This is a genomic window from Streptococcus sp. ALY_211 (assembly GCF_058314555.1).
The window spans coordinates 1-25,511 of the sequence record NZ_JBZFUN010000013.1 but is presented as its reverse complement, the minus strand read 5'-3'; the positions used below and the strand labels follow the sequence as shown (position 1 = coordinate 25,511).

Annotated in this window: 21 protein-coding genes and 1 pseudogene; all 22 read left to right on the top strand. The window is 41.5% G+C overall.

The annotated features are described in order from the left end of the window. Positions 1-193: 193 nt before the first annotated feature. The 22 genes and pseudogenes from AC4HAJ_RS08225 (at position 194) to purB (ending at position 25,177) form a co-directional block, all read left to right on the top strand. On the top strand, positions 194-1,162 hold the full coding sequence (locus AC4HAJ_RS08225) for a ribose-phosphate diphosphokinase (RefSeq protein WP_491079675.1): 969 nt from the start codon (positions 194-196) through the stop codon (positions 1,160-1,162). Between the two features lie 91 nt (positions 1,163-1,253). Then, positions 1,254-2,429, top strand: a complete 1,176-nt coding sequence (locus AC4HAJ_RS08220; RefSeq protein ID WP_491079674.1) for a pyridoxal phosphate-dependent aminotransferase — start codon at positions 1,254-1,256, stop codon at positions 2,427-2,429. Beyond that, positions 2,419-3,174, top strand: coding sequence for a DNA repair protein RecO (gene recO, locus AC4HAJ_RS08215; protein WP_491079673.1), 756 nt, complete (start codon positions 2,419-2,421; stop codon positions 3,172-3,174). Before AC4HAJ_RS08220 ends, recO begins: the two co-directional genes overlap by 11 nt. A gap of 170 nt (positions 3,175-3,344) precedes the next feature. Beyond that, positions 3,345-4,334, top strand: a complete 990-nt coding sequence (gene plsX, locus AC4HAJ_RS08210) for a phosphate acyltransferase PlsX (protein ID WP_491079672.1) — start codon at positions 3,345-3,347, stop codon at positions 4,332-4,334. 13 nt (positions 4,335-4,347) lie between these two features. Further along, on the top strand, positions 4,348-4,587 hold the full coding sequence (locus AC4HAJ_RS08205; RefSeq protein ID WP_491079671.1) for an acyl carrier protein: 240 nt from the start codon (positions 4,348-4,350) through the stop codon (positions 4,585-4,587). A 242-nt stretch (positions 4,588-4,829) separates the two neighbouring features. Continuing rightward, positions 4,830-5,537: a phosphoribosylaminoimidazolesuccinocarboxamide synthase gene (purC, locus tag AC4HAJ_RS08200; protein WP_491079670.1), complete on the top strand. Its 708-nt coding sequence runs from the start codon at positions 4,830-4,832 to the stop codon at positions 5,535-5,537. Between the two features lie 31 nt (positions 5,538-5,568). After that, the gene (locus tag AC4HAJ_RS08195; protein ID WP_491079669.1) at positions 5,569-9,294 is read left to right on the top strand and encodes a phosphoribosylformylglycinamidine synthase; all 3,726 of its coding nucleotides are present in this window, start codon (positions 5,569-5,571) and stop codon (positions 9,292-9,294) included. A gap of 38 nt (positions 9,295-9,332) precedes the next feature. After that, a complete protein-coding gene (gene purF, locus AC4HAJ_RS08190) occupies positions 9,333-10,772 on the top strand; it encodes an amidophosphoribosyltransferase (protein WP_491079668.1) in 1,440 nt (479 codons plus the stop codon). 55 nt (positions 10,773-10,827) lie between these two features. After that, the gene (purM, locus tag AC4HAJ_RS08185; protein ID WP_491079667.1) at positions 10,828-11,847 is read left to right on the top strand and encodes a phosphoribosylformylglycinamidine cyclo-ligase; all 1,020 of its coding nucleotides are present in this window, start codon (positions 10,828-10,830) and stop codon (positions 11,845-11,847) included. Beyond that, on the top strand, positions 11,847-12,401 hold the full coding sequence (gene purN, locus AC4HAJ_RS08180; protein ID WP_491079666.1) for a phosphoribosylglycinamide formyltransferase: 555 nt from the start codon (positions 11,847-11,849) through the stop codon (positions 12,399-12,401). Before purM ends, purN begins: the two co-directional genes overlap by 1 nt. Next, positions 12,401-12,718, top strand: a complete 318-nt coding sequence (locus AC4HAJ_RS08175) for a MazG nucleotide pyrophosphohydrolase domain-containing protein (RefSeq protein WP_491079665.1) — start codon at positions 12,401-12,403, stop codon at positions 12,716-12,718. Before purN ends, AC4HAJ_RS08175 begins: the two co-directional genes overlap by 1 nt. Beyond that, positions 12,715-13,275: an LOG family protein gene (locus AC4HAJ_RS08170; protein ID WP_491079664.1), complete on the top strand. Its 561-nt coding sequence runs from the start codon at positions 12,715-12,717 to the stop codon at positions 13,273-13,275. The genes AC4HAJ_RS08175 and AC4HAJ_RS08170 overlap by 4 nt, the downstream gene beginning before the upstream one ends. Before the next feature lie 67 nt (positions 13,276-13,342). Further along, a complete protein-coding gene (gene purH, locus AC4HAJ_RS08165; RefSeq protein WP_491079663.1) occupies positions 13,343-14,890 on the top strand; it encodes a bifunctional phosphoribosylaminoimidazolecarboxamide formyltransferase/IMP cyclohydrolase in 1,548 nt (515 codons plus the stop codon). A gap of 397 nt (positions 14,891-15,287) precedes the next feature. Continuing rightward, positions 15,288-16,463: a LysM peptidoglycan-binding domain-containing protein gene (locus AC4HAJ_RS08160; RefSeq protein WP_491079662.1), complete on the top strand. Its 1,176-nt coding sequence runs from the start codon at positions 15,288-15,290 to the stop codon at positions 16,461-16,463. A gap of 64 nt (positions 16,464-16,527) precedes the next feature. Next, positions 16,528-17,511, top strand: a complete 984-nt coding sequence (locus AC4HAJ_RS08155) for a Gfo/Idh/MocA family protein (RefSeq protein WP_491079661.1) — start codon at positions 16,528-16,530, stop codon at positions 17,509-17,511. 232 nt (positions 17,512-17,743) lie between these two features. Beyond that, complete coding sequence (gene purD, locus AC4HAJ_RS08150) at positions 17,744-19,009, top strand: phosphoribosylamine--glycine ligase (RefSeq protein ID WP_491079660.1); 1,266 nt, start codon at positions 17,744-17,746, stop codon at positions 19,007-19,009. 409 nt (positions 19,010-19,418) lie between these two features. Further along, positions 19,419-19,907 (top strand): 5-(carboxyamino)imidazole ribonucleotide mutase, encoded by a 489-nt coding sequence (gene purE, locus AC4HAJ_RS08145; protein WP_491079659.1) that lies wholly within the window; start codon positions 19,419-19,421, stop codon positions 19,905-19,907. Continuing rightward, positions 19,894-20,985, top strand: a complete 1,092-nt coding sequence (purK, locus tag AC4HAJ_RS08140) for a 5-(carboxyamino)imidazole ribonucleotide synthase (RefSeq protein WP_491079658.1) — start codon at positions 19,894-19,896, stop codon at positions 20,983-20,985. The genes purE and purK overlap by 14 nt, the downstream gene beginning before the upstream one ends. Before the next feature lie 11 nt (positions 20,986-20,996). Further along, positions 20,997-21,746 (top strand): hypothetical protein, encoded by a 750-nt coding sequence (locus tag AC4HAJ_RS08135; RefSeq protein ID WP_491079657.1) that lies wholly within the window; start codon positions 20,997-20,999, stop codon positions 21,744-21,746. Positions 21,747-21,756: 10 nt separating this feature from the next. Continuing rightward, positions 21,757-22,324, top strand: a pseudogene (locus AC4HAJ_RS08130) (aspartate/glutamate racemase family protein). Between the two features lie 125 nt (positions 22,325-22,449). Beyond that, positions 22,450-23,826, top strand: a complete 1,377-nt coding sequence (locus AC4HAJ_RS08125) for a hypothetical protein (protein WP_491079656.1) — start codon at positions 22,450-22,452, stop codon at positions 23,824-23,826. Positions 23,827-23,878: 52 nt separating this feature from the next. Then, positions 23,879-25,177, top strand: coding sequence for an adenylosuccinate lyase (gene purB, locus AC4HAJ_RS08120; RefSeq protein ID WP_491079655.1), 1,299 nt, complete (start codon positions 23,879-23,881; stop codon positions 25,175-25,177). Positions 25,178-25,511 lie beyond the last annotated feature (334 nt).

Genomic DNA, 25,511 nt, shown 5'->3' with positions numbered 1-25,511 from the left:
AGAGACCTAGACGACTTCATCATTACAAAACAGCAAAATTTCTGTTTGGGCTAGCCCAAACAGCCTAATCAATGGGATCCTAGTCTATCCACGAACTTGTTGCACTTGACTTGACAATGTGTCTATGACTTTAAATTGAAAATATGGTAGAAAAACGGTAGAATATTAGTGGGAGAAATTTTTGGAGGAAGTCATGTCATTTAATAATCTGAAGTTGTTTGCTTTGTCATCAAATCAGGATCTGGCTGAGAAGGTTGCTGATTCTATTGGCATTCCTCTTGGTAGGGCTACTGTTCGTGAATTTTCTGATGGTGAGATTCAAGTTAATATTGAAGAATCTATCCGGGGCCATCATGTTTTTATATTACAGTCAACGAGTTCGCCTGTTAATAGTAATTTGATGGAAATTTTAATTATGGTGGATGCACTTAAGCGCGCTAGTGCTGAATCTGTTAGCGTGGTTATTCCTTACTATGGTTATGCTCGTCAGGATCGTAAAGCTCGTTCACGCGAGCCTATTACTTCAAAACTTGTAGCCAATATGCTTGAGGTTGCGGGTGTCGATCGCTTATTGACAGTTGACTTGCATGCTGCTCAAATTCAAGGTTTTTTTGATATTCCTGTCGATCATTTGATGGGAGCGCCGTTAATTGCAGATTATTTCCTTCGTCAAGGTTTTGAAGGGGAGGACGTGGTTGTGGTGAGTCCAGACCATGGTGGTGTGACCCGTGCACGTAAATTATCTCAATATCTCCGTACGCCGATTGCTATTATTGATAAGCGTCGTAGTGTTGATAAAATGAATACTAGTGAAGTTATGAATATTATCGGAAATGTTGAAGGTAAGATTTGTATTCTGATAGATGATATGATTGATACTGCTGGAACTATTTGTCACGCTGCGAATGCTTTAGCCGATGCTGGTGCTACAGAAGTGTATGCATCTTGTACACATCCTGTTTTATCTGGTCCAGCGCTTGATAATATTGAAAATTCTGCGATTAAAAAATTAGTTGTTTTGGATACTATTTCGATGTCGAAAGAGCGTCTGATTGATAAAATCGAGCAGATTTCTATTGCTGACTTGATTGCTGATGCTATTATTCGTATTCATGAAAAACGTCCACTTTCTCCATTATTTGAACTTGAAGTTGCAAGATAATTATTGATTTTATAGAGGGGGTTCTACCTCTTTTTCTTTTTATTTGAAATTGCTGTATAATAGAAGGTAACATCTTTGTGAGGTATAGACCATGGATTTAACAAAACGTTTTAATAAAAATCTGGATAAAATTGAAGTGTCTTTAATCCGTCAGTTTGATCAGTCAATTTCATCTGTTCCGGGTATTTTAAAGCTGACCTTGGGAGAACCTGATTTTACGACTCCGGATCATGTTAAGGAAGCAGCAAAGTCGGCTATTGATGCTAATCAGAGTCACTATACTGGTATGGCTGGTTTGTTGGAATTACGCCAGGCAGCAGCTGATTTTGTCAGAGAAAAGTATCATTTAACTTATAAACCAGAATCTGAGATTTTGGTAACTATTGGAGCGACTGAAGCACTTTCTGCAACTTTATCAGCTATTTTAGAGCCTGGTGATACGGTTTTGCTACCAGCTCCTGCTTATCCTGGTTATGAGCCTATTGTTAACCTTGTGGGCGCTAAAATTGTTGAAATTGATACGACAGCTAATGATTTTGTTTTAACGCCTGATCAGTTGGAGACAGCAATTATTGAGCAGGGGGATAAGCTTAAAGCGGTACTTTTGAATTATCCGACTAATCCTACTGGTGTCACTTATTCACGTGAGCAAATTAAGGCTTTCGCAGATGTTTTAAGGAAGTATAACATTTTTGTCATTAGCGATGAGGTTTACTCTGAGCTTACTTATACTGATGACAGTCATGTTTCTATTGGTGAATATCTTCATGACCAGTCGATTATTATTAATGGTTTATCTAAATCTCATGCTATGACAGGTTGGCGAATTGGTTTTATATTTGCACCTGAGTCAATAACTGCTCAATTAATTAAGAGCCATCAGTACTTGGTGACGGCAGCAACAACTAATGCTCAATTTGCTGCGATTGAAGCTCTTACGGCTGGGAAAAATGATGCTCTACTAATGAAAAAAGAATATATTAAGCGTCGTGATTATATTATTGATAAGATGGAGGAAATGAACTTCAAGATTATTAAACCTACTGGTGCTTTTTATATATTTGCAAAAATTCCAGTCTCTGCTGGTCAGGATTCTTTTAAATTTTTGAAAGTTTTTGCTCATCAAAAGGCTGTAGCTATGATTCCTGGTGTGGCTTTTGGCCAATATGGTGAGGGATATCTTCGTATATCTTATGCAGCTAGTATGGAAACCATTAAGGAAGCGATGAAGCGGCTCAAAGAGTATATGGAAGCCTATGCAGACTAAAGAATCACGAGGGATAGTCCTTTTTAATCGTAATTATCGTGAGGATGATAAGTTGGTTAAAATCTTTACGGAAGGGGCTGGTAAGCGGATGTTCTTTGTTAAGCATGTTAGTCGATCTAAGTTAGCTTCCGTGATACAACCCTTAACTGTTGCTGAGTTTATCATGAAAATTAATGATGACGGTCTATCCTATATTGATGATTATCGTGAGGTTGAGACTTTTAAATCGATTAATCAGGATATCTTTGTTTTGTCTTATGCGAGTTATATTGTATCTCTAGTAGATGTTGCTATTGCTGATGGGACTTATGATCCTCAACTCTTTGTCTTTTTATTGAAAACTTTGGAGCTGATGGAGCAAGGATTGGATTATGAGATACTAACTAATATTTTTGAATTACAAGTGCTTGATCGTTTTGGTGTTCAGCTTAATTTTCATGATTGTGTTTTTTGCCATCGTGTCGGTCAGCGGTTTGATTTTTCCTATCAATACTCTGGATTATTGTGTCCGGAGCATTATGATAGGGATGATAGAAGAAGTCACCTGGATCCTAATGTTCCTTATCTTTTAGATCGCTTTCAGTCAGTTTCTTTTGAGGAGTTACAAACGATTTCTATCCAGGATGGAATGAAAAAGAAGTTGCGATTATTTTTGGATGATATTTACGATAATTATGTTGGTATCCATTTGAAGTCTAAAAAATTCATTGATGATCTTGCTAAGTGGGGAGATATTATGAGATGATCTCAAAAAGTTAGTTAGGCATCTTTTGTTTTGAAACAGTGACTATAAATATGGCACTGTTTTTAAGTATATAATGGAGTTTGATTTTAATTTATGGTCAGGGTGCATTTGCAGGGGCATTATGCTATAATACATGAGCGAAATTTTTGATGTGATTAAGGAGGGTAGGTATGAGAACAATTGCTATTGATGCTATGGGTGGCGATAATGCCCCACAAGCTATCATAGAGGGTGTTAACAAGGCGTTAGAAGAGTTTCAAGATATTAAGGTGAGATTGTACGGGAATGAATCAAAAATCAATGAATACTTGACTGTTGATGAACGTGTTGAGGTGATTCATACAGATGAAAAGATTAATTCTGATGATGAGCCGGTTAGATCTATTCGAAAGAAAAAGCAGGCTTCTATGGTATTAGGTGCTCAAGCGGTCAGTGATCAAGAGGCAGATGCTTTGATTTCTGCTGGTAATACAGGTGCTCTTTTGGCAGCTGGTTTATTCGTTGTTGGGCGCATCAAGGGGATTGATCGTCCAGCTTTACTCTCTACATTGCCAACAATGGACGGTAAGGGATTTGATATGCTTGATTTAGGGGCGAATGCTGAGAATTCCGCTGCTCACCTGCATCAATATGCTATTTTAGGATCTTATTATGCAGAAGCTGTACGTGGCATTGAGCGTCCTCGTGTGGGTCTTTTAAATAATGGGACAGAAGCGACCAAGGGAGATCCTTTACGCAAGGAAGTTTTTGGTTTATTATCTGAAGAACCCTCAATTAATTTTATTGGGAATATTGAGGCGCGTGAGTTACTCAATGGGGTTGCTGATGTTGTAGTTGCTGATGGTTTTACAGGTAATGCAGTTTTGAAAACTATTGAGGGAACTGGTTTGTCTATTTTACAGACTCTCAAATCAGTTATTAAAGAAGGTGGCATCAAGACGAAACTTGGGGCTTTCTTGATGAAGGATAGTCTCTACAGTCTACGTGGTGTAATGGACTACTCTTCTGCTGGCGGTGCTGTTTTGATTGGTTTACAGGCACCTGTTGTCAAGTGTCATGGATCAAGTGATGCTAATGCAGTTTACTATACTATCAAGCAGGTGCGTAGTATGTTAAAAAATGATGTTGTTCCTAAAATTGTTGATGAATTTTCTAAATAGGTGAGGAGGAAAAATGACGCGACAAGAAATTTTTACGATTATTGGTCGGATGATTAAGGAACAAATGCATCAGGAGACTTTTGAAGTTAGTGAAGAAACTAATCTCAAGGATGAACTAGGCGTTGATTCTATAGATTTGATGGAGTTTGTTATTAATTTAGAGGATGAATTTTCACTTGAGATTCCAGATGATGATATTGAAGAAATTGTTAAACTTGGCGATATGCTAGATTATTTAGAAAATCGATTATAAATGAGAAAGAGCTTGGGACTGGGACAGGAGTTTCCAAGCTCTTTTTTGTTTTTAGTTTGGATGCTTTGGTAGAGTAGTGAATTATTGCTGTTAGTTTTTTGGACTATTGATTTATATTTTCTTTTTTACAATAAAAACCGAATGTTTTTAAAAAATAACATAATATTGTAAACGAATAATTGAAATTAATTATTCGTTGTGATAAACTTTGGTATAATAAAAAGTGAAAGGCGAACATTTTAGTGAAAAAAGAGTTGGTTTATACTGGTAAGGCTAAAGATATTTATACAACGGATGATGAGAATGAGATTGTGTCAGTTTATAAAGACCAGGCTACTATGTTAAATGGTGCTCGTAAGGAGACTATTGTAGGTAAAGGTGTACTAAACAATGCTATCTCATCTTTTATTTTTAGCCAGCTGAATCAAGCTGGTGTGGTAACCCATTTTATCAAGCAACTGTCGGAAACTGAACAGTTGAATAAAAAGGTAACGATTATTCCTTTAGAAGTTGTTCTTAGAAATGTCACTGCAGGCTCCTTTGCTAAGCGATTTGGTATAGATGAAGGTATTGTATTAGAGGAACCTATTGTTGAGTTTTATTATAAGAATGATGATCTCGATGATCCTTTTATCAATGATGAGCATGTCAAATTTTTGAAGATTGCTGATGATGAGGTGATTTCTTTTTTGAAGACGGAGACACGTCGCATCAATGAACTTTTAAGTGATTGGTTTAAGCAAATTGGTCTAACTTTGGTTGATTTCAAGTTAGAGTTTGGTTTTGATAAGGATGGCACAATCATTTTAGCTGATGAGTTTTCACCAGATAACTGTCGACTTTGGGATGACGAGGGACATCATATGGATAAGGATGTCTTTCGTCGAGATCTAGGAAATATTACTGATGTTTATCAGCTTGTTTGGGAAAAGTTGCAAACCTTGAAGTAGCAGGTCTAGCGGAGATATAAGGATTTTAACAATGGATAAACGTATTTTTGTAGAGAAGAAAGACAATTTTCAAGGGAAGGCGGAATCCCTTGTTCGTGAATTAAGGCATCATTTGCAGCTGAAGACTTTGAGTACTCTTCGTCTTGTTCAGGTCTATGATGTTTTTAATATCCCTGAGGATTTATTAAGCAGAGCTGAAGAACGTGTATTTTCTGAGCTGGTGACAGACCAGCTTTTGAATGAGCAAGAAATGGCCGATATCTTAGGCAATCACGCTTATTTTGCTATTGAGTCACTTCCAGGTCAGTTTGATCAACGTGCTGCTAGTGCCAAGGAAGCATTGTTATTATTAGGTGGAAATGAAGATAGCCAAGTTTATACGGCTCAGCTTTATTTGCTTAACAAGGATATTGCTGTAGAGGAGTTGGAAGCTGTCAAAAGCTATCTTCTCAATCCTGTTGATTCTCGTTTTAAAAATATTGACGAGGGAATTGTCTTATATGATTTTTCAAATGCTACAGAGACGATTCCTTACTTGGATTTCTTTGAAGACTACAGTGCGGATGATTTTGCTAGGTACAAGAGTCAAGAGGGTCTGGCTATGGAAGTGGCAGACCTACTCTTTATTCAAGACTATTACAAGGAAATTGGGCGCGTGCCAACTGAGACTGAGCTCAAGGTATTGGATACCTACTGGTCTGATCATTGCCGTCATACGACCTTTGAGACAGAATTGCAGGCTATTGATTTTTCAGAATCACAATTCCAGGAGCAGCTACAGGCGACCTATGACAAGTATTTGGCTATGCGCCGTGAACTGGGACGTGAGGAGAAGCCTGAGACCTTGATGGATATGGCGACGATTTTTGGTCGCTATGAGCGTGCAAATGGTCGTTTGGATGATATGGAAGTTTCTGATGAAATTAATGCTTGTTCAGTTGAGATCGAGGTAGATGTCAATGGTGTCAAAGAACCTTGGCTTTTAATGTTTAAAAATGAAACTCACAATCATCCGACCGAAATTGAGCCTTTTGGTGGGGCAGCAACTTGTATCGGAGGGGCTATTCGGGATCCATTGTCAGGACGCTCTTATGTCTATCAAGCTATGCGAATATCAGGTGCTGGGGATATTACAGCTGCTGTGACAGATACTCGAGAAGGGAAATTGCCTCAGCAGGTTATCTCTAAAACAGCAGCGCATGGTTATTCGTCTTATGGGAATCAGATTGGTTTGGCGACTACTTATGTTAAAGAATACTTCCACCCAGGTTTTGTTGCTAAGCGGATGGAGCTGGGAGCAGTTGTTGGTGCAGCCCCTAAAGAGAATGTAGTTCGTGAAAAGCCTGAGCCTGGGGATGTGATTATTTTACTGGGTGGTAAGACAGGTCGCGATGGTATCGGCGGAGCTACTGGATCTTCGAAGGTTCAAACAGTCACTTCTGTTGAGACAGCAGGAGCTGAAGTTCAAAAGGGGAATGCTATTGAGGAACGTAAGATTCAACGCTTGTTTCGCAATGGAGATGTGACACGCTTGATCAAAAAATCTAATGACTTTGGTGCTGGTGGTGTTTGTGTAGCCATTGGTGAATTGGCTGCTGGTCTTGAAATTAATTTGGATAAAGTACCACTCAAGTATGCTGGGCTTAACGGAACGGAAATTGCGATTTCTGAGTCTCAAGAGCGCATGGCGGTAGTTGTTCGTCCTGCAGACGCGGATACATTTGTAGAGGCTTGTGCTAAGGAAAATATTCATGCAGTTGTTGTGGCTAAAGTTACGGAAAGGCCAAATCTTGTCATGCAGTGGAAGGGTCAGACTATTGTAGACTTAGAGCGTTCTTTCTTGGATACTAATGGGGTTCGTGTCAAGGTTGATGCTAAAGTGGTTGACAGTTCTGTTAATCTTCCTGAGCAAAGGAAAACAGACATTGATCATCTTGAGGGAGATACCTTGACAGTATTGTCAAATCTTAATCATGCTAGTCAAAAAGGTTTACAAACGATTTTTGATAGCTCTGTTGGTCGTTCGACTGTCAATCAGCCTCTAGGAGGTCGTTATCAAGTGACACCAGCTGAGAGTTCCATTCAGAAATTACCTGTGCGTCATGGTGTAACCAAGACCGCTTCTGTGATGGCCCAGGGGTATCATCCTTATTTGGCTGAGTGGTCACCTTATCATGGGGCAGCTTATGCGGTTATTGAAGCGACAGTTCGTTTAGCGGCGACAGGCGCTGATTGGTCTAAGGCTCGCTTTTCGTATCAAGAATACTTCCAACGCATGGATAAGCAAGCAGAGCGCTTTGGTCAGCCAGTGGCAGCTTTGCTAGGTTCTATTGAGGCACAGATACAATTAGGTCTGCCATCTATCGGTGGTAAGGATTCTATGTCTGGGACATTTGAGGAATTGACAGTACCTCCTACATTAGTGGCTTTTGGTGTGACAACAGCAGATGTGACTAGAGTTTACTCACCAGAATTTAAGGCTGCTGGTGAAACCATCTATTATCTACCGGGCTTTGATTTATCTAAAGAGATTGACTTTGCAGGTATCAAGGAAAATTTAAAAACCTTGTCTGACATTCAGAGTGATCATAATCTCACAGCCCTATCGGCAGTCAAGTATGGCGGTCTTATGGAAAGTCTCGCTTTGATGAGCTTTGGTAATCGTTTGGGTGCTCGTGTCATGGTCGATGAAGTTGATTCGATTTTGACGGGACAATTAGGTGGATTCGTCTTTACTTCTTTTGAAGAGATAGAGGGAGCCATTAAACTGGGTCAAACTACTGAGGATTTCAACCTAACTGTTAATTCTGTCAAGCTGTCTGGTGATAAGCTGCTTGCTGCATTTGAAGGCAAGCTTGATACTGTTTATCCAACTGAGTTTGAGCAAGACGCTCCAGTGGCTGATTTGCCTGCTGTTACTACTCATGATATAGCTGTCAATCCATCAGTAGTTGCTAAGCCAGTAGTTTATATTCCTGTCTTTCCGGGAACAAACTCTGAGTATGATTCTGCCAGAGCTTTTGAAAAGGAAGGGGCAATCGTTAATATGGTGCCCTTTGTAACCTTGGATGCTGAAGCGATTGAACGTTCTGTTGATATTATGGTTGATCATATCGATAAAGCTAACATCCTTTTCTTTGCGGGTGGTTTCTCTGCTGCTGATGAGCCAGATGGGTCTGCTAAGTTTATTGTCAATATTCTCCTTAATGCTAAGGTCAGTCAAGCGATTGACAACTTTATTGCCCGGGGTGGTTTGATTATTGGCATTTGTAATGGTTTTCAGGCTCTTGTCAAATCAGGCTTGTTACCATATGGAAACTTTGACGCTGTTGATTCAAGTAGCCCTACTCTCTTTTATAATGATTCTAACCAACATGTGGCTAAAATGGTTGAAACTCGTATTGTTAATACCAACTCGCCGTGGCTGGCTGGTGTAGAGGTGGGTGATATTCATACTATTGCAGTCTCACATGGTGAAGGAAAATTTGTTGTCAGTGCTGAGGAGTTTGCTGAGCTTCGTGATAATGGTCAGATTTGGAGTCAGTATGTTGATTTTGATGGTAGGGCAACGGTAGACTCTCGTTATAATCCCAATGGCTCTTACTATGCGATCGAAGGGATTACCAGCAAAAATGGACAAATTATTGGTAAGATGGGACATTCAGAACGTTATGAAGAGGGGCTTTTCCAGAATATTCCTGGTAATAAAGATCAAAAACTTTTTGCATCAGCAGTCAACTATTTTACTAAGAAATGACTGGGAGTTTTCCCTAGAAATGAAAAAGGCAAAAAACTATGACATATGAAGTGAAATCACTCAATGAAGAGTGCGGTATTTTTGGGATTTGGGGTCATCCACAATCCGCTCAAGTGACTTATTTTGGTCTTCACAGTCTCCAGCATCGAGGGCAAGAAGGTGCTGGTATCTTGTCCAATGCAGATGGTCGATTAAAGCGTCATCGTAATACAGGCTTGTTATCAGATGTTTTTAGGGATCCGTATGACCTCGAAAAGCTTGAAGGTTCTGCTGCTATTGGGCATGTTCGCTATGCTACGGCTGGTGAAGCCAGTATTGATAATATTCAGCCATTTTATTTCCGTTTTCATGATGGAGATCTTGGCTTGGCTCACAATGGTAATCTGACCAATGCTCAGACTCTACGTAGGGAGTTAGAGGAGAAGGGAGCCATCTTTTCTAGTACTTCAGATAGTGAGATTTTGATCCATCTGATTCGTCATAGCCAGCAGGCTAACTTTATTGATAAGGTTAAAGAAGCGCTTAATACTATTAAAGGTGGTTTTGCCTATCTGCTCATGACTGAGGATAAGCTGATAGCAGCTCTGGATCCTAATGGCTTTCGTCCCTTGTCCATCGGGCGTATGAAGAATGGCGCTTGGGTGGTGTCTTCTGAGACATGTGCTTTTGAGGTTGTCGGTGCTCAGTGGGTTAGGGATGTCAATCCTGGAGAGATAATTATCATTGATGATAGCGGTATCCAATACGATACTTATACGACAGATACTCAGTTAGCTATTTGCTCTATGGAGTATATCTATTTTGCCCGTCCTGATTCGACGATTGCGGGGGTTAATGTCCATACGGCTCGTAAACACATGGGTAAGCGTCTAGCTCAGGAGTTCCATCAGCAGGCAGATATTGTCGTTGGTGTTCCTAATTCTTCTTTATCGGCAGCTATGGGTTTTTCAGAAGAATCTGGTTTACCAAATGAAATGGGGCTGATCAAAAATCAGTATACGCAAAGAACCTTCATCCAGCCGACTCAGGAATTACGTGAGCAAGGGGTGCGCATGAAGCTCTCTGCTGTATCTGGTGTGGTTAAAGGAAAGCGCGTGGTTATGATCGATGATTCCATTGTTCGTGGAACAACCAGCCGCCGGATTGTACAGCTCCTTCGTGAAGCAGGAGCAGCAGAAGTCCATGTGGCTATTGCCAGCCCGCCTTTGGCTTATCCATGTTTTTATGGTATCGATATTCAAGATCGAAAAGAGCTTATCTCAGCTAATCATAGTGTTGAGGAGGTTCGTCAAATCATCGGTGCAGATAGTCTAACCTACTTGTCTAAGGAAGGCTTGATTGATTCTGTTGGCCTTGAAACCGATGCGCCCAATGGTGGTCTCTGTGTCGCTTATTTTGATGGTGATTATCCAACGCCGCTGTATGATTATGAGGAGCGTTATCGTCAAAGTCTGAAAGAGAAGACAAGTTTTTTCTAAGAGAAACAAATAAGTGATTGGCTGCTATCAGTCATGAAAATAAGAAAGGAAAATTATGACAAAGAATGCTTACGCTCAATCGGGTGTTGATGTTGAAGCTGGTTATGAAGTGGTCGAGCGTATCAAAAAACATGTCGCACGCACAGAGCGTCTGGGTGTCATGGGAGCTCTTGGGGGCTTTGGTGGTATGTTTGATTTGACGACGACTGGTGTTAAAGAGCCTGTTCTCATATCGGGGACAGATGGTGTCGGAACCAAGCTCATGCTGGCTATTAAATATGATAAGCACGATACCATCGGTCAAGACTGTGTCGCCATGTGTGTTAATGACATCATTGCTGCGGGTGCTGAGCCCCTCTATTTTCTGGACTATGTAGCTACCGGTAAAAATGAGCCAGCTAAGCTGGAGCAAGTTGTTGCGGGTGTCGCTGAAGGCTGTGTACAGGCTGGTGCGGCCCTCATCGGTGGGGAAACGGCTGAAATGCCCGGTATGTATGGTCAAGATGACTACGATTTAGCGGGATTTGCGGTTGGCATTGCTGAAAAATCTCAAATCATTGATGGGTCAAAGGTCAAGGAAGGTGACATCCTGCTTGGGCTAGCCTCCAGCGGTATTCATTCAAATGGCTATTCTCTGGTTCGTCGTGTCTTTGCGGACTATACCGGTGAGGAAGAACTGCCGGAATTAGAAGGCAAAAAACTTAAAGAAGTCCTGCTTGAGCCAACACGGATTTATGTTAAGCCAGTACTGCCTCTGATTAAGGAAGACTTAGTCAATGGGATTGCCAATATCACAGGCGGAGGATTTGTCGAGAATGTCCCTCGTATGTTTGGTGATCATTTGGCAGCTGAGATTGAAGAAGTCAAAGTTCCTGTTTTACCAATTTTCAAGGCTCTTGAAAAATACGGCGACATCAAGCACCAAGAAATGTTTGAAATCTTCAACATGGGTATCGGCCTCATGCTGGCGGTTAGTCCTGACAAGGTCGACCGTATCAAGGAATTACTAGATGAGCCTGTCTATGAGCTGGGACGCATTGTGGAAAAAACTGATGCTAGTGTGGTGATCAAATAATGAGTAAAAAGATTGCAGTCTTTGCTTCGGGCAATGGTTCAAATTTTCAGGTGATTGCCGAAAACTTCCCAGTTGAATTTCTCTTCTCGGATCATCGGGATGCCTATGTGCTTAAACGGGCACAGAACCTAGATGTTCTGTCCTACGCTTTTGAACTTAAGGAATTCAACAATAAGGCAGACTACGAAACCGCTATTTTGGAACTCTTGGAGCAGCATCAGATTGATTTGATTGTCCTCGCTGGTTACATGAAAATTGTCGGTGAAACTCTGCTGACCTCCTATGAAGGTCGCATTATTAACATTCATCCAGCCTATTTGCCGGAATTTCCTGGTGCGCACGGGATTGCAGATGCTTGGCAGGCTGGTGTTTCTGAGAGCGGCGTGACCGTTCACTGGGTGGACAGTGGAGTTGATACGGGCAAAGTTATCAAACAAGTTCGTGTGCCGCGCCTACCAGATGACACCATTGAAACCTTTGAAGCTCGGATCCATGCGGCTGAGTATCAGTTGTATCCAGATGTTCTGAGAGAGTTGGGAGTGGAGAGGAAGTAATGGATCTAAAAGAATATCAAAATTGGGTCAGCGCCTTTTATAAAAAGCGTGACTGGTATCAGTATAACCCCTTTATCCGTTGTAATTTTTTGACGGAAGAGGTCGGCGAGTTAGCGCAGGCTATCTGGAAAAAAGAAATTGGTAGAGATAGACCTGATGAGATTGTTCAAAGTGATGCTGATAAACTCGGTGATATCAAGGAAGAATTGGGAGATGTGTTGGATAATATTTTTATCTTAGCGGATAAATACCAAATTTCCTTGGAGGATATTATGGAATCCCATAAAAATAAATTGGAAAAGAGATTTGCGCAATGAAAGTAACCGTTTATTGTGGAGCTAGCTTGGGCTATAAAGATATTTACCAAACTAAGACCAGAGAGCTTGGCCAATGGTTGACTCATAATGGTCATGACTTAGTTTATGGTGGCGGCAAGATCGGTCTTATGGGGCTTATAGCGGATACTGTTCTAGCGAATGGAGGTTATGCTATAGGAGTTATCCCAAGTTTTTTAAAGGATAGAGAAATCGCACATTCCGATATAAATGAGCTAATCGTAGTTGATGATATGCTTAGTCGTAAGGCAAAAATGGTTGAACTTGGAGAGGTGTTTATTGCTCTCCCGGGAGGTCCGGGAACTCTAGAAGAAATTACGGAAGTCATATCTTGGTCTCGGATTGGTCAAAATGATGCCCCTTGTATTTTATATAATGTAGCTGGGTATTTTGATCGCTTACAAGACCAATATGACGATATGGTAAGGGAAGGATTTCTCAGTCAGATAGACCGCGATAAAATTCTCTTCTCTGATAATTTAGTAGAGATAGAAGAATTTATAAAAACCTACCAAGCACCCAAAATCAGAAAATACTAATAGAATAGAAATAAAAAAATAAGCAACATGGATACGATGCTAAAAAGTATCAACGAAAGGAAAAATCATGACTAAACGCGCACTTATCAGCGTCTCAGATAAAGCGGGCATCGTAGAGTTTGCCCAAGAACTTAAAAAACTCGGTTGGGATATTATCTCAACTGGTGGCACCAAAACAGTCCTTGATGCGGCGGGGCTTGACACGGTTGCCATTGACGATGTGACAGGTTTTCCTGAAATGATGGACGGCCGTATCAAAACTCTGCATCCTAAGATTCATGGAGGTCTTTTGGCTCGCCGTGACTTGGATAGCCATTTGCAGGCTGCAAGAGACAATAATATTGAACTCATTGACCTCGTGGTGGTCAATCTTTATCCTTTCAAGGAAACCATCCTCAAACCAGATGTCACTTATGCGGATGCTGTAGAAAATATTGACATCGGCGGACCATCTATGCTCCGCTCTGCAGCGAAAAATCATGCTAGTGTCACGGTTGTCGTGGATCCTAGGGATTATGCAGTGGTTCTTGATGAACTTAAAGAAGCTGGGGAGACAACTTATGAAACACGACAACGCTTGGCAGCCAAGGTTTATCGTCATACAGCAGCTTATGATGCACTGATTGCCGATTATTTCACAGCGCAAGTGGGTGAAACCAAGCCTGAAAAGCTGACCTTTACCTACGACCTCAAACAGCCTATGCGCTACGGTGAAAATCCTCAGCAGGATGCGGATTTCTATCAGTCTGCGATTCCGACCGAGTATTCTATTGCCTCAGCTAAACAGCTTAATGGTAAAGAGCTTTCTTTCAATAATATTCGTGACGCTGATGCGGCTATCCGCATTATTCGTGATTTTACGGATCGTCCGACTGTCGTTGCCCTCAAGCACATGAACCCTTGCGGTATTGGTCAGGCTGACACGATTGAAGGCGCTTGGGACAATGCCTATGCGGCTGACCCCGTTTCTATTTTCGGTGGTATTGTTGTGCTCAACCGTGAAGTGGATGCGGCTACCGCTGAAAAAATGCATAGCATTTTCTTAGAAATCATCATTGCACCGTCTTATTCAGATGAAGCGCTTGAAATTCTTACAACTAAAAAGAAAAACCTCCGCATTTTGGTATTGCCTTTTGACGCTCAAGAAGCCAGCGAAGTAGAGGCAGAGTATACCGGTGTTGTCGGCGGTATATTGGTACAAAACCAAGATGTGGTCAAGGAAAATCCAGCTGACTGGAAGGTTGTTACCAAGCGTCAGCCTGGTGACCAGGAACAAACAGCGCTTGAATTCGCTTGGAAAGCCATCAAATACGTTAAGTCAAATGGGATTTTAGTCGCTAACGATCATATGACACTCGGAGTTGGTCCGGGTCAGACTAACCGAGTTGGAGCAGTTAAGATTGCTCTGGAACAGGCAGCGGATCGTCTTGATGGGGCAGTTCTTGCCAGTGATGCTTTCTTCCCCTTTGCTGATAATGTTGAAGAAATTGCAGCTGCAGGCATCAAGGCAATCATCCAACCAGGTGGTTCGGTGCGTGACCAAGAAGTCATCGATGCGGCGGATAAATACGGAATTGCCATGGTCTTCACAGGAGTTCGTCATTTTAGACATTAAAAGTATCAGTCAAACACTCAATTATCATTGGGTGTTTTTATAGGCTTAAAAGGTGGTCAAAGTAGGATAAAATTGGTCAGATATTAAGTTGAAGTTTACTTTTATTTTGTATAATAAAAGGGTGAAAGGCGAGGGAAACCCTATAAGTTCTTTTTCAGATATTACAAGTGTTACACTTGGAATATACTTTGATTAAGCAGGATCATACGCCTTGATTTTTAATAATTCTATGATACGATAGTTATCGTAACAGTTTTAGTTACCCTCCATGTCTGACTTGGTCGGCAAAAGAGGTGAGTGCCTCATAATAGTTTTAAGTGGATAAGTGATTTTAGATTAGTTGTTATCCTAGAAACTACAAAATCTCTGAGAGGTACTGTTAGGAAAGGAATAATATATGAAACTCAAAAAGAAAATGTTGCTAGCTTCAACACTTGCTTTATCTATCTTTACTGCTAGCCAAGCTAACCATGCTAATGCCGATGAAAACACTGATCAATCATGGGCACCTCGTTCAGTTGAAGAAATCCAATCAGATATCGTTAATGAAGGTAATACAGGTACTTATGTTGTAAAAGCAGGCGATACTCTTAGCACGATTTCACAAGCTATGGGTGTTGATCTCAATACTTTGGCTAAGGTTAACCAAATTTCAAACGTTAACTTGATCATGCCAGGTACTGTTATTACAGCGACTTATGATGCTAATAACAATGCGACATCAGCAGTTATTGAACCATCAGCAGATAGTGGTGCAGCTGGCCAATCCACAACTGTTGACTTCAGCTCAAACCAAGTAACAACTAACGATGGTACAACAACATCAATCGATAACACTGATGTTTCAGCTGCAAGTGATAGCACTGCTTCATCTGACTCTACAGCAGAAGTAGCAGCAGGTACTGATTCGGAGGCTGCTGATCCTTCAGTAACCAGTGGTGATGCTCAAGTGGCTGCTTATACATCATCAGAAGCTCCTCAAGAGCCTTCAGCCGCAACTGCCTCTTCAGTTTCAGAAGCACCAATGGCTAGACAGGCTGCTGTACCAACAGACGCTTCAGCGACAGCTCCAGAAGCAGCGACTTCAGAAGATAGCCAAGCGCCAGTTGTAGCAGAAACAACAGAATCTGAAGCGGCTCAGGAAGAGGTGGCTGTTGCGCAAACTTATGCAGCACCTGCTGAGCAGGTTTCTGCTACTCAACAAGCACAGACTGTTTCTGTTAATACGGCAGGTATGCAACCGCAAGCAGCGACATTTGCTAATGACGTAGCTAACCAATATGGTATCACTGATATTGGTGGTTACCGTACAGGTGCTGACGCCCAAGACCATGGTAAAGGTCTTGCTGTAGACGTTATGGTTGATCCATACTCAGCGGAGGGTGATGCAGTAGCTCAGTACGCTATTGATAACATGGATGCTTATGATATCTCATACGTGATTTATCAACAAAAATTCTATTCACCTGTGAATAATATTTATGGACCAGCCTACACTTGGAACCAAATGCCTGACCGTGGTAGTGTCACTCAAAACCACTACGATCACGTTCACGTATCATTTAACGAATAATCATTATTAAGCACTCGGTCAAGAGACTGGGTGCTTTTTGGAGTTTTAAGATTAGGAGACTATTATGACAGGAACAAAGCAATATAATTGGGCAACCTTAGGAACGGGTGTCATTGCCAACGAACTAGCCCAAGCCTTGCAGACTCAGGGCAGAAAACTCTACTCGGTCGCTAACCGCACCTATGAAAAGGGCGTGGCCTTCGCTGAAAAATATGGGATTGAGAAGGTCTATGACAAGATTGACGAAGTGTTTGATGATCCAGATGTTGATATTATCTATATCTCAACGCCCCACAATACCCATATCAATTTTTTACGCAAAGCTCTAGCTAAGGGGAAACATGTGCTCTGCGAAAAATCTATTACCCTTAACTCTGAAGAGTTAGAGGAGGCTATTAGCTTGGCTGAGGAAAATCATGTCATCTTGGCGGAAGCTATGACGATTTTCCACATGCCGATTTACCGCCAATTATCAGAGATTGTGAATTCGGGAAAATTGGGAGAACTCAGGCTTATCCAGATGAACTTTGGTAGCTATAAAGACTATGATATGACCAATCGTTTCTTTAGTCGTGATTTAGCCGGCGGTGCCTTATTGGATATTGGCGTCTACGCTTTGTCCTTTGTCCGCTGGTTTATGGCATCGAGCCCCAACCAGATTGCTTCGCAGGTTAAGCTGGCACCAACTGGTGTAGATGAGCAGGTCGGTATTCTTTTGACTAATGACCAAGGTCAAATGGCAACGGTTACTCTCAGCCTCCACGCCAAGCAGCCCAAACGGGGAACCATCGCCTATGATAAGGGCTATGTCGAACTTTATGAGTATCCGCGCGGTCAAAAGGCAGTCATTACCTATACCGAGGATGGCCACCAAGAAGTAATCGAAGCAGGAGACACCGCAAAGGCTCTAGCTTACGAAGTTGCCGATATGGAAAAGGCGGTCGCAGGTATCGAGGATAGCATGCACCTGGACTATACACAGGATGTCATGACCATCATGACCCAGCTGCGCCGAGAATGGGGCATGACCTACCCTGAGGAAGAATAAAAAAGATTTAAGATTGCGGAGGTAGATAGTTATGTGCGCCGCTCTGTTATACTTGTTAAAAGATAAAAAATTCGCATCATGCGAATTTTTTAATTTTCTTTCCTATAAAAATGACGAACAAATATGTTATAATAATCCTACATAATTCGTAAAAAAGCGTCTGGTTTTTGCGTGGTTTGTTGATTTGGGTGCGCAAGCACTCGTGATTGTTTTATCTTGAGGTATCTTAGCTATGAAACTTTTGGTTGTTGGTTCGGGTGGTCGTGAGCATGCGATTGCGAGGAAACTGTTGGAGTCTCCACAGGTTGAGCAGGTCTTTGTGGCGCCCGGCAATAATGGGATGACGCTGGATGGTTTGGAAATCGTAAATATCGGAATTTCCGAACATTCCAAGCTGATTGATTTTGCAAGGAACAATGATATCGCTTGGACTTTTATCGGTCCGGATGATGCGCTAGCTGCTGGGATCGTTGATGATTTTAATCAGGCTGGGCTCAAAGCTTTTGGTCCAACCAGATTAGCAGCGGAGCTGGAGTGGTCCAAAGATTTTGCAAAGTCGATCATGGCCAAATACGGTGTTCCGACTGCAGCCTATGGCACATTTACCGACTTTGAGGAAGCCAAGGCCTACATCGAAAAGCAGGGGGCACCAATCGTCGTGAAGGCGGACGGCTTGGCGCTGGGCAAGGGCGTGGTCGTGGCTGAAACCGTGGAGCAAGCGGTCGAAGCAGCGCGCGAGATGCTGCTGGATAATAAGTTCGGCGAGTCTGGTGCGCGTGTGGTTATCGAAGAGTTCCTTGATGGCGAGGAGTTCTCCCTCTTTGCCTTTGTCAATGGGGATAAGTTCTATGTCATGCCTGCGGCGCAGGATCACAAGCGTGCCTATGATGGCGACAAGGGGCCAAATACAGGTGGTATGGGGGCCTATGCACCAGTTCCCCACCTACCGCAAAGCGTAATTGACCAGTCGGTTGACAGCATTGTCAAGTCAGTGCTTGAAGGCATGATTAGGGAAGGGCGTCCTTATCTTGGCGTGCTTTACGCGGGGCTTATCCTGACCGCTGATGGTCCTAAGGTCATCGAGTTCAACTCCCGCTTTGGCGATCCCGAGACTCAGATTATCCTGCCGCGCCTGACTTCGGATTTTGCGCAGAACATCACGGATATTTTGGCTGGTAAGGAGCCTGGCATCACTTGGCTAGACGCGGGTGTGACCCTCGGTGTGGTGGTCGCTTCAGATGGCTATCCGCTGGCTTACGAAAAAGGTGTGGCTTTGCCGGAAAAGACTGATGGCGACATTATCACCTACTATGCAGGGGCTAAGTTTGATGGCAATAGCCAACTACTCTTGTCAAACGGTGGTCGCGTCTACATGCTGGTCACCACAGCCGACAGCGTCAAAGCTTGTCAGGACAAAATTTACAACAAACTTGCCGAACAAAAGACGGAAGGGCTATTCTACCGTACTGATATCGGGAGTAAAGCCATTAAAGACTAAAAAAGAAGGGCGAGTGTAAGCGATCCAAACTCGTCAGTTATCGCCGTGCTGAAAGTTACCAAGTCGGTTTAGACTTAGTGGCGGGGGATTTTCGAGACATTTTGGCTCGAAAATAAGCAATGGAACGCCAAAGGCAGATTGCTTGCATCCCCAGAGCTTAAGATAACTGACAAAAAGAAAAGGAATAAGTAAAATCCCTAAACTTAAAGAAAGGAAAGTTTAGTTGGCTAGCCTAACTGAACACGGGACTAAGACCTAGGAAAAAAGATAAAACTGCCTAGACGCAAGCGTCGTCGTTAGTTTTCCCTCTCGCATTTGGGTTGTAAGGCTCAAGGCTAAAATAATCCACTGGATTATTTTACTTCTACGGAAATTTTCGGTAAACTGAAACGTCCCTTTGTATCTTATTATGAAACCAATTATTTCTATTATCATGGGCTCCAAATCCGATTGGGCAACCATGCAAAAAACAGCTCAAGTATTAGACAAGTTCGACGTGGCTTATGAGAAAAAAGTCGTCTCTGCCCACCGTACCCCTGATCTCATGTTTAAGCACGCTGAAGAAGCGCGCAGCCGCGGCATCAAAGTCATCATCGCCGGTGCCGGCGGGGCTGCGCATTTGCCGGGTATGGTGGCATCTAAAACAACGCTGCCTGTTATTGGTGTGCCGGTCAAATCACGCGCCCTCAGCGGCTTGGACTCACTCTATTCTATTGTACAAATGCCGGGCGGTGTGCCTGTGGCGACCATGGCTATTGGTGAAGCGGGAGCTACCAACGCTGCCCTGACAGCTCTGCGTATCCTAGCCCTTGAAGACCAAGACTTGGCAGTAGCGTTAGCAAATTTCGCAGAGGAACAAGGAAAAATCGCGGAGGCTTCAACAGATGAGTTCAACTAAGACAATAGGAATTATCGGCGGCGGCCAGCTCGGGCAGATGATGGCGATTTCAGCTATTTATATGGGACACAAGGTGGTGACGCTAGATCCGACAGCGGACTGTCCTGCCTCGCATGTGTCTGAGATGATTGTGGCGCCTTACGATGATGTGGACGCTTTGCGTCAATTAGCAGAGCGCTGTGATGTGCTCACCTATGAATTTGAAAATGTTGATGCAGACGGTCTCGATGCTGTTGTCAAGGACGGTCAGCTGCCTCAAGGCACAGATTTGCTCCGCATTTCGCAAAACCGAATCTTTGAAAAGGACTTTCTCGCCAACAAGGCCAATGTGACAGTCGCCCCTTACAAAGTGGTGACTTCCAGTCTGGATTTGGAAGATTTGGATCTGGGCAAGACTTACGTTTTGAAAACAGCCACAGGTGGTTACGATGGTCACGGTCAAGTCGTTATTAAATCACAGGACGATTTAGCTGCCGCTAGCCAATTAGCAAACTCTGCTGAGTGTGTCTTGGAAGAGTTTGTAGACTTTGACCTTGAAATCTCGGTCATCGTGTCAGGCAATGGCAAGGACGTGACGGTTTTTCCTGTTCAGGAAAATATCCACCGCAACAACATCCTCTCAAAAACCATTGTCCCAGCCCGTATCTCAAATCAATTAGCTGAGAAAGCTAAGAGTATGGCGGTGCAAATTGCCAAAAAACTCAATCTTTCAGGCACCCTCTGCGTGGAAATGTTTGCGACGTCTGATGACATCATCGTCAATGAAATTGCTCCGCGCCCCCACAACTCGGGACACTATTCCATCGAAGCCTGCAACTTTTCACAATTTGATACCCATATCTTGGGTGTGCTCGGCGCCCCGCTTCCAGAAATTCACCTCCATGCTCCAGCCGTCATGCTCAATGTCCTCGGCCAGCACGTCCAGCAAGCTAAGGAATATGTCTCCCAAAACCCTAGCGCCCACCTCCACCTTTATGGCAAAGCAGAAGCCAAACACAACCGTAAAATGGGGCATGTGACGGTGTTTAGTAATGAGCCGAATAGTGTGAGAGAGTTTGGGGAAGGAGTAGATTTTTGAGGAGGAGAAGAATGATTAAATATTTCAAGGAAAACTTTAAAACATTCATCTTTTTATTCATACTAATCATTTTGTTAGGGCCAATATTTTCTGTTGTTTTATCTTTTATATCAAGATATTTGAATTCTAGTTTGGGGGATTGGTTAAGCTTCTATGGTAATATATCTGGTATTGTTATATCAGTGCTAGTAATACATTTCCAAATGTCTCAAGAAAACCATAGAGAATTATTAAAATATCGTCCAGAATTTGTTCTAAGTTATGATTACCAGCTTATAAAACCTGATTGTAGAGTATATTTTGATGATAAACACTGGTATTATCTTGTAAAAAAGCACCAAAAGAAACAGTTTGTTGAGCCGAATGGTTTTGAAAAATCTTATGCATCGGATAATAAAAGAGATAAAATTTGCTCGGTTGAAATTGTAAATGTTCAACCAGTTTTCAATCTTCATATAATCTTTGGAGAGAATGAAAGTTGTGAAATTATACCAAAACTGGATGTGGACCAAAAAATATATATAGTTTCAAAGGCACATCAAAATGAAATACTGACACACTTATTTGAAGGTAAAGCAAATTTTGAGCATGTTCCTAACAAAGTTACGATTTATTTTACGACATTAGCAGGAGAGATTAATAGTTATATTTATCAGATTGATAGTAAGGGATATTGTAGTCTTACGAAAAAGAATTATGGAGTAGGCTATCCTAAAAATTTAGCAGCTCCTCGTATATGTGATTACTTTTTGAGTAAGTAGAAGGAATATCATGAAAACAATCGGTCTTATCGGTGGCATGAGCTGGGAGAGCACAACGACTTATTATCAGCTCATCAACGAAACCATCAAAAAGGAGCTTGGCGGTCTGCATTCGGCTAAGATTCTGCTTTACAGTGTTGATTTTGCGGAGATTGAGCGCTATCAGGCTAGTGGCGACTGAGCTAAGAGTGCGGAAGGTGCTGAGTCAAATTGCTCAGAAGCTGGAGTAGGCTGGTGCTGACTTTATTGTTATCTGCACCAACACCATGCACAAGGTGGCTCCGCAGATTCAGGAAAACATTTCGATACCTATCCTGCACATTGCGCAGGTGACTGCTGAAGCTTTGCTTGAAAATGGCATTCAGTCATTGTGTTTTGCTTTAGTACATGGTCTCATATTTTTAAAAGTGCTGGATATTGGCTCCACAATCATGATAACAGTGTTCACATTTGTCATTGCTTATGGAATGGGCTATATCAATGAGCAAAAGAGCCGAGGTTCTATTATGCCAAGTTGGGTTATCCATGCAGGCGCTAATATTTTTTCAGGCTTATGTGCTGCGTTTATGCTGATTTAGAACCGAGTCAATCGTTGAAATGTTATTTAATAAAATAGTAGCTGTTGTGTGAATATAACTGCAAAAAGGGACATGTGATGGTGTTAAGTGATAAAGTAGATAGTGTGGAGGAGTTTGATTTATAGATGAGTGAAATAAGAATACTTATCGATATAATGAAGTGTGTTCCTGAAGATGAGCAACATAGTTTACTAGATTCAATGATTTTTAAAGCGAGAGAAATGGGGAATTTAGAATATAGTTTTTCTGAACTTTTTAATAATATGACTACTGATGAACGGAAATACTATTTTACGTTACTTTCAGAAAAGTTTAATTTTGAAGAAAAAATCCGCTTACTAGCTACATTTACAAATATAATTCATAAAGCTGAGTGTTTTGAATATATTTTTAAGGGAGATATTGATACTAAGATATTTTTATTTAACGTTGAACAATCAAATTTTGATAGAAGTTTTAAAAATGTAAAAATAGGGAAATACCAGAGTTTTGGATTATCAGATTATACACAAACTTGGATTTTAAATAATAGGATAACATATTTAGAAAGTTTAAAATTAAGAGTGCACAAAGTCTCTAACTTTGACTTGAATATGCTTAATTCTTTGAATAAATTCTCAAACAAAGAATATCGTGAACGTTTAAGCTACGAAGATCAGTACTATACCAAGAAATTTCTTTTATATTTGAAGTTAAGTCAATTTAATTTTAATATGTCTACATCTATACTGGAACGATCAAAAAAACCATTTGAGGTTAGAGATAAGGAAATATGGAAAGATTTCATTTCTAATTTTTTTAAATTCACAGAGACCAATGGCGATAAAATAACTAGTATTTCAGCTACGGAATTAGATGAAAGAGGTGAAGAGCAAGTTCAGGAAGCGTTAGATGGGATTACAGACTTTGCAAAAGAGGTACTTACTCAATATAATGCGATTGCTTGTTTAGTATGTAAAGCTTTTTTAATAAATAATGATAAAAAAATTGAGAATAAGTTGGAAGTATTATTGGAATATTCATTGGATATTCTAAATGTTTATCTTGAGAATGAGATAGTTTTGTTGGATTTATTTTTTAAAAACGATAAAAGTGTAGAACGTACATTTAAAAAAATACAAGGTTATTCAAAAAATACACGAGATAAGATTTTAAATACCGTTTGGGATATGTTCCATGTCAGATTATTAGAATTACAAATGTTTTATGATAACAAAAAATCTTCAAACGATTTGTATTTACATTATTTTGTATCTCAAGATAAAGCCTTTAAAGAATTGCTACTTTATAATCCATTGAAATTATTTATAATTCAAGGGGATAGACAATTCGCAATTCGAAAAGTTGGAATAAACGATATCTCAGAGAACGAAAGATTAAAAGAGAAAATACTTAATGAAGCTACAAAAAGAAAAAATATGGTAGATTCAGTCGATTTCAGCTCAGAATTAACAAGCCTTTTAGAGGAAATTTCGAAAGGTCAAGAAAATCATTTCGGATAGAAGAATTAATAGTACGATAAAATTAGAATTGAAAATATTGAGGAGAAACAAAATGCTAAACCGTTATTCACGCCCTGAGATGGCGAACATTTGGAGTGAAGAGAACAAGTACCGTGCTTGGCTGGAGGTCGAGATTTTGGCTGATGAGGCATGGGCTGAGTTGGGTGAGATTCCCAAGGAGGATGTGGCCAAGATTCGTGAGAAGGCGGATTTTGATATTGACCGTATTTTGGAGATTGAGCAGGAGACGCGCCACGATGTGGTGGCCTTTACCCGCGCGGTTTCTGAGACGTTGGGTGAGGAGCGCAAGTGGGTACACTTTGGCTTGACCTCGACAGATGTGGTAGACACGGCTTACGGCTACCTCTACAAGCAGGCTAATGCTATTATCCGCAAGGATTTGGACAATTTTCTGGCTATCATCGCTGATAAGGCTAAGGAGCACAAGTTCACCATCATGATGGGGCGTACCCACGGTGTCCATGCGGAGCCAACGACTTTTGGTCTCAAACTCGCAACTTGGTACAGCGAAATGAAGCGCAATATTGAGCGTTTTGAGCATGCTGCCGCTGGTGTTGAGGCTGGAAAAATCTCTGGTGCTGTTGGAAACTTTGCTAATATTCCTCCCTTTGTGGAGAAATATGTCTGTGATAAATTAGGTATCCGTGCTCAGGAAATTTCAACCCAAGTGCTGCCGCGTGACCTGCATGCAGAATACTTTGCAGTGCTTGCCAGTATCGCGACCTCAATCGAGCGCATGGCGACAGAAATTCGCGGTCTGCAAAAATCAGAGCAACGTGAAGTCGAAGAGTTCTTTGCCAAGGGTCAAAAGGGCAGTTCTGCTATGCCTCACAAACGTAATCCGATCGGTTCAGAAAATATGACTGGCCTCGCGCGTGTCATTCGTGGGCACATGGTGACGGCCTATGAAAATGTATCCCTCTGGCACGAACGTGATATTTCTCATTCATCGGCTGAGCGGATTATTGCACCGGATACGACTATTCTTATTGACTACATGCTCAACCGTTTTGGCAATATCGTCAAGAACCTGACGGTCTTCCCAGAAAACATGAAGCGCAACATGGGCTCTACTTTCGGTCTGATTTTTAGTCAGCGTGCTATGTTGGCCTTGATCGAAAAAGGTATGACCCGTGAAGAGGCTTACGACCTTGTTCAGCCCAAGACTGCGCAGTCTTGGGATAATCAAGTAGACTTCAAACCGCTGCTGGAAACAGACCCAGAAGTGACTTCCCGCCTGAGCCAAGAAGAAATCGACGAAATCTTCAATCCGTCTTATTATACTAAGCGAGTCGATGAGATATTTAAAAGAATCGGTTTGGAAGAATAACAGAAGAAGTAACAAGTGAAAGTACTTGTTGCTTGTTTTTTTATATAGAATTAAAAAAATGTTTGAGATATATTGACAAACCCCATTGAGAGGTGCTACACTAATGTAGCTTGAGAAGCGACGGAATGACTGTAGGGAAAAAAACTTTCCAAAAGGCTTGACAAAAGCCTATTGAGGTAGTAGACTATAAGAGTTGCTTTAAGCATAAGCAAAGACCTTTGAGAACTGAATAGACAAGAAACCAAGCGTGCGGGTTGTAGGAATACGACCTGTCAAAAAAAGAACAATAAGTCAGAAGTGACTGAGTAAGATTAACTTTAAATGAGAGTTTGAT